Genomic DNA, 6787 nt, shown 5'->3' with positions numbered 1-6787 from the left:
CGTCCCGCCCGTCCACTCATGACGGGCGGGACGCCCATCCCACTTTCAAGAGTGGAAGTTATTTAATTCTCATTCCTAAGTGCTTAAACCCACATCTTTCTCAAATCAATGCGAAATTAACGGCACTAATACTGCTAGCAGAAACTCCGGCCAGAGAAGCCAAAATCTCCCCTGTTTGTGCAAACCGGATTAATGTTGCATCGCTATCTTGGACAATGGCCAATTGCGAGAAAGTCAGCCCGTTACCCAATACTAACAAGTCTTGACCGACTTCAAAGTCAGCAACAGTATCAATACCCGAATTGGTAGATAATAAGAAGCGATCGCTCCCTACATCCCCTACTAAGGTATCATCGCCCAAATCGCCACTGAGGAAATCGTTACCCTGACCTCCTAGCAGAATATCATTGCCTTGACCGCCGTAGAGGGTATCGTCGCCCTTTTCACCAATTAGGATATCTTCACCTCGATTGCCAGAAAGGAAGTCATTGCCGGCACCACCAGTCAAAGTATCAAAACCCTTTCCGCCGTAAAGCGTATCGTCCCCAATTCCACCATCTGTTACGTCGTTGCCTTGATTGCCATTCATCCAATCATTGCCATCAAGGCTAAACAGCAAGTCATTTCCTTTTCTACCGCGCAATATATCATCGCTAGCACTTCCCATAATGGTATCATCGCCATCTGTGCTTTCGGTAGTATTTTCCCCATCTTTAACGAATTCAATACCGCTTTCTGGGAATGGTTCTTCGGGTGTAGATGGTGTACTGGAGTCATCAGTATCTAAAGTATTGCGGACTGTTGGATTGTTAGCTGTCGCCGACTGAATTTTGGTATTTAGAGATGCACCAGTATTTTCGGAAATCGCCGACTGAATCGTCTTATTTCCGGCTGCAACTTGCAGTAAATCTTGGGCTACTTCTCCTTGTGCGACTTTTTGTATGCGGGCGATTTCTGTCGCGGCATCTGAGGGCGAGGAATTACTGGAGGCGATCGCACCTATTCGCTGATTTCCCTCTGCAATAATTTGGGCAGCATCCGAAGCAATACTAGAGAGTTGCGGTGCTTGCAGTTGACTCGTCGCCGACTGAATAATCGCTTGCAATTGTGTGGAATTGCTTAAATCGAGAGTGCCAGATTGAATTTGATTGGCAACGGCGGAAATTACGCTAGAGGCAATCTCATTTTTCGCGGTATTTGAAGCACCGCTAATTAAATCGGTGACTAAAACAATGGTATTTTGTACCTGAGCGTGTGCTGCATAAACCGCCAAACCGTTCGGGTCGTTTTGAGTAATTGCCTCTAGCGGGTCGTAGCTAGTCAAGTCAATTCCTGACGACACTCCCAGTGCAGCTTTTACCTGAATTTGCGCTTGATTAGGGTCAGTACCTTGCTCGACTAACTCGGTCAGTAGAGTAGTTAACGGAGTAACTACTGTAGCATCTGGTGTGGCAAATAGGGGCGTTTGCTGCGGCAAATAAGTAGAGGTATTGATGCCGTCTATGAGTACAATTTTGCCTTCATCCGGTTCGAGGTCGCCGCTATTATTTTTGTCGAATTGGTCAAGAGAGACATCTAAGTCAAAGCTGCCATCTGCGTTAGTAATTGAGAAGGGTTCGTTGTCATCCTGAACTCCATTAAAGTCGGCATCGAAGAAGACTGTCGCGCCGGCCATGTAACCGTTAATTGCTCTGCCCCTAGTGCTAGAACTCGGCCCCAAACTAAACTTAGCTAACTCAAATGTGGCAAAGTTATTATCGTAGACTGTTTTGTAATCTAATCCACAAGGATAAGATATACTGAAGCGCTTCCCAAATACTTTGAAACTTTTATCACAGAATTTGACTGAAATGGACTTAACTTGAGCACCCAAGAAAGCATTAACTTGTCCTGTTACATCAAACAGTTCCGAGGGTTTGCTGATGCGGGAAGTAATTTCCGATGTTCGGATTTTGCCGTCGCCACCTTGTTTCGGTTGGAATTCTCCGATATCTATTAAGTCAATGCCGACTTTTCCTTGAATTCCACCTTTGACATAGCCCTCGGCAATGCCAACATCTATCCCAGCACCCACGGCAATACTAGCGTCAAGCCTGAGTTCGTCAACATCTCGTCCTGTGCCGTCAGCATTTTCGCGATCGCTCACATAAAATCCATCCAAAAGTTTGTCAGCAGAACCCGCAGCAAAATTCGAGTTTTTCCACTCGCTTAATCCGTAGGTATCGTACCCAAATCCTAGATGAGCTGAAGCACTAAACTTGCCTTCCAGTAAACCCTTGATCGGCCCCCAGATTGGAAACTTTTTCTCAATATTAAAGTCAAAACCCAGTTTAGGCATCTGGTAGCTTAAAATCGGAACATCCGGTTTACCTATCAGCAATTGAATCGCGGTTTCTGGTTTGGTCAAGAGTGGGATATCAAAGCCATCAATATCTTTTAAGGCATTTAAGAACTCCTTGACCTTGCCGCTTGTTTTGGAGTTAATTTGTTGGTTGGCTGTTTGCTGTACAGCAGTCGTTGGGATCGGGGAAGCATTCTGAAGATTCGCACTGTTATCGACAACATCTACATTCCCCAGAGTGTAAGAACCCAAATCGATTTTATCGGGAGAATTCGCTATTTGGTTTGCCAAATCAACAACTTTATCAACCTTGGCAACCGCATCTAAAAAGCGAGTATCGATATCGCGACCAGAGATTTTTGCTGCCAGTTCTAGTACGCTGACTTTGCCATCCCCATTTTTATCAAATTGCCCAGCCAGACCTAGTTTAGACAGTAACTTGGTGTCGGCATTGAGGAAGTTGATAACTGGCCGAAATGGTTTAATAACATCGGAAATTTTACCGATAACTGGTTTGGCAAAATTATTGACAAATGTCCCCAAATCAAGTTGCATATTGTTAAATGCAACGGTGGGTTTTTGCGGCCCGGTTAATTGACCGTTAGCGTAATTTAGGATGGGCCAATTAACTGCTAAGTCGAAGTTATAGGAGGGGAATGCAGCATTGCCGTTGATGCTGGTTTTTGCTGTGAGACCGAGATTAGCATTGCTCGTTAAGTTGGCATTGAATAAGTCTTTAAACTGATAGTTGCCTTGCAGTTCTGGCAAGGTGAGGCGAGATCCATCATTCGGGCCTGCCAGATTGTCTAAGTCATTGAGCTTGACTTCAAGGTTGGCATCGACTTTAGTAGGGTTGTTGGTATCGTTAGCCAGGTCAACTTGGAAAAAACCTAAGTTGCCTTTTGCCTTGAATTGGTCATTTAGGCTCAAGTCAATGTTGGCGGTTAACTTAGTTTTTTCAGTATCTATGTAGCAGCCGAAATCTTTACTAACACCAACTCCCAGGGACAAGTTGAAGTTGTATTTTGATTTTGCTTTTCCATCTACATCTAAGCTTAATGCCGGCACTCCTAAGTTTTTAGAGAGATTGAGATCGGGAAACTGATATTGCTTGCCAAGAGTAATTAGCAAGGTACTTTCATTAGCACTAGAAGTCCCAGTTAGAGCAACATTGAAAGTCGAGCCAAGTGCAGTGCGGAGGCTACTTTCTAACTGACTCAGACTTTGATTTCCATGATTTTTAATTGTATCGACTAACTTAGTCTTGAAGTTGCCAATAAAATCTGGGGAAATGTCCTTGAGCGGGCCGACAATGGGTAGGTTAACTGCCTGTAATTGGTCGTCAAGAATTTTCTCAAGTTTATCCAATCCAGCTTCTACGCCGCACCAATTCTTCTGTGTGTCGATGGTATCAACAGGTGTCGGTGGTGTCGGTGTTGGCGTCGGAGTACCAGTTGTCGGCGTCGGAGTATCAGTTGTCGGTGTCGGAGTTGGAGTATCAGTTGTCGGCGTTGGTGTCGGAGTACCGGTTGTCGGCGTTGGTGTCGGAGTATCAGTTGTCGGCGTTGGTGTCGGAGTGCCAGTTGTCGGCGTTGGCGTCGGAGTATCAGTTGTCGGCGTTGGTGTCGGAGTATCAGTTGTCGGCGTCGGCGTCGGAGTACCAGTTGTCGGCGTCGGCGTTGGCGTGACTGGCGTCGGTGTCGGAGTTGGAGTATCAGTTGTCGGTGTTGGAGTTGGAGTATCAGTTGTCGGCGTCGGTGTCGGCGTGACTGGCGTCGGCGTCGGAGTTGGAGTATCAGTTGTCGGCGTTGGTGTCGGCGTGACTGGCGTCGGAGTTGGAGTATCAGTTGTCGGTGTCGGAGTTGGAGTATCAGTTGTCGGCGTTGGTGTCGGCGTGACTGGCGTCGGTGTCGGCGTTGGCGTTGGCGTCGGTGTCGGCGTGACTGGCGTTGGCGTTGGTGTCGGCGTTGGCGTCGGTGTCGGTGGCGCTACATCATCATTAGTAATAGTTGTGGTAGCGGTAGCAGTGGTAATTGTCGGTGTAGAATCTAATACCGAGGGCTTTGACAGCGTAACCTCAAGGGTTTCATTGGCTTCGATCGCCGCATCGCCTAAAACATCGAGAGTAATGGTTTTCGATGTCTCGCCCGCTGCAAAATTAATCGTACCAGTCGCAGCAGTTGCACCGGATGTGCCGCCGATGTTGTTGTAATCGCTGACGTTTGTAGCAGTACCTGCGATCGCATAATCTACTGTGCTCGCCAACTCAGTGCTACCGCTGCGGGTAACAGTAAAAGTGGCAGCAGTTTTGCCTTCATTGCCTTCTGTAACGGTTGCAACACCAGCACTAATCGCGTAGTCGATCGGATTAAGCAGAATTGTCACCTTGCTAGCACCCGATCCGATGCGATCGCCTGGCCCGGAAATCACCCTGTTAAATCCGGCGTAAATCTCCGAATTGACTGGCCCGCCATCATCAGGTTGACCGTTGAGAGCATAAAGATACGGCGAATTCAGGCTATTTTTTAGCCCGCTTTTGTTATCCCACCCAAGTTGTTCATTACTGACTTCAAACTCGACACGGGAACCGTTGGTGACCAAGTTAGGCACATTTCCTGGGGTAAGGAATCCGCCAGGGGGTGTATTGTAGTCATTGCCGTTAACGCTCATATTTGCGTTAACAATCTGCATCTCGGCATCGCGGCTTTGAGTGCTGCCATCCCCTCCATAGCCGCCGTTTGACGCAGAGTCGCCGATATTTACCGTCCATCCTGACGGAGTTTTGTCGTATTCAACGATAAATTTCGCTTTTTTGATTTTGCCGTCAAAATTGATTTTGGCTACGGCTTCTAACCAACTATCTGCGTTTGAGTCTGTCGGGGTATTTACTAGAGAAATAAACTGGTTTGCCCCACCGGTAATTGTGCCTGTTTTGAGGTCGATTTGGTACGAACTCAAGCTTGAAGGCTGATCGTTTGCTGCAATAGTTAGTGTGGTTTGTTTGGTTGTACCGGCAATGCCTCCGGTGATTGTGCCCAAGTTGAGGATTGCGGTTTCGGCGTTTTCAACTATGTTGTCGGGTTTGATAGTAAATGCAACATTCTGAGTGAGTGCGTCACCTGTTGCACCTGCGGGGAAAATTATCGAGGTAGGGGAAAAGGTGTAGTCGGAATTTTGGGTGGCACTGCTGCTGGGGTCGATGACAATTGGTACAACGACATCGCCCAAGGGTGTGCCGCCACTGAGAGTGACAGGAATATTAACTACTGTGTCTGTTGCTCCTTCAGTGTCGCTGTAAGTTGCAGCCCCGAAATTAACTGTATTGGGTGTATTCAGCAGCACCGAAACGTTATCTGAACCAAGGTTTGTCACCGCTAAATCGGGCCAACCATCCCCGTTCAAATCTTTCGCACTAACAGCAGTAGGACCAGAGCCCGCATCTAAATCAGCAGTCTGGGTAAATGTGCCGTCGCCATTTCCCAACAAAGCTGAAACCTTATTCAAGCCATTTTTAGCTATAACCAAATCTTGCTTGGAGTCGCCGTTTAGATCCGCAGTGGTGACAAAAGTGGGACTCGAACCCACTGGAATTTCTGTAGTAGTAAAGGCCCCAATACCTCTTCCCAGCAGAATTGAGATGCTGTTAGAATCAATATTCGCCACAGCCAAGTCGGGGAAGGAGTCGCTGTTAAAGTTCCCCACAGCCATAGAATATGGTCGCGACCCCACTGTAAAGTTGGCGGCATCTCTAAAACTCCCAGTGCCATTCGCCATCAGAATTGAGACGCTGTTAGAACCAGTATTGTAGCTGGTCACAGCCAAGTCGTTTGTGCCGTAGCCAAAGTCATCGACGGCAATAGATTGAGGTAATTGTCCTACCAAAAAGTTTTGAGGCGTCCCAAAAGTGCCATCAATATTCTGCAATAGAATTGAGACTACACCATTAGTACTGGGGACACCTGTGGCGCGATTAGTCGCTACAGCTAAATCTTGCCGACCGTCATCATTAAAATCGCTCGCAGCAATGTAATTAGCATTACTCGTTGGGTTCAAAGATACATTCACAGGAGAACCCAAGCCACTGCTACTCCCAAAAAACATTGATACAGAACCATTGCCATTATCTACAACCAAGTCGTCATAGACATCTGTATTAAATTTAGCAACAGCGAGGGCATTTCTCCCCTGTGGCAACAGAGTAGCGGCGCCAAAGCTACCCGTGCCATTTCCTAACAGAATTGATGTGCCAGTACCGTTAAGGCTGGTGGAAGCGCCACTGTTAGTCACAGCTAAGTCCTTTATTCCGTCGCCGTTAAAATCTCCGACATCGACGAAGACAGGATCTGAACCTACCGGAAAATTACTCGCAGCACCAAAACTATTCAAAACATACTCGTAACCCGCTAATACTTCGGCTTCAAATACGAGTGGCGTTTCTATTGAACC

At 47.0% G+C, this 6787-nt stretch carries 1 protein-coding gene; it reads right to left on the bottom strand.

Going from position 1 to position 6787, the window contains the following annotated elements:
* Positions 1 to 100: 100 nt before the first annotated feature.
* Entirely contained in the window at positions 101 to 6727 is a 6627-nt protein-coding gene (locus tag QT973_RS26635) for an FG-GAP-like repeat-containing protein (RefSeq protein WP_333392542.1), read from the bottom strand.
* Positions 6728 to 6787 lie beyond the last annotated feature (60 nt).

This window comes from Microcoleus sp. Z1_A1 (assembly GCF_036700305.1).
GTDB lineage: Bacteria > Cyanobacteriota > Cyanobacteriia > Cyanobacteriales > Microcoleaceae > Microcoleus.
This window is presented reverse-complemented; position numbering and strand designations above follow the sequence as displayed.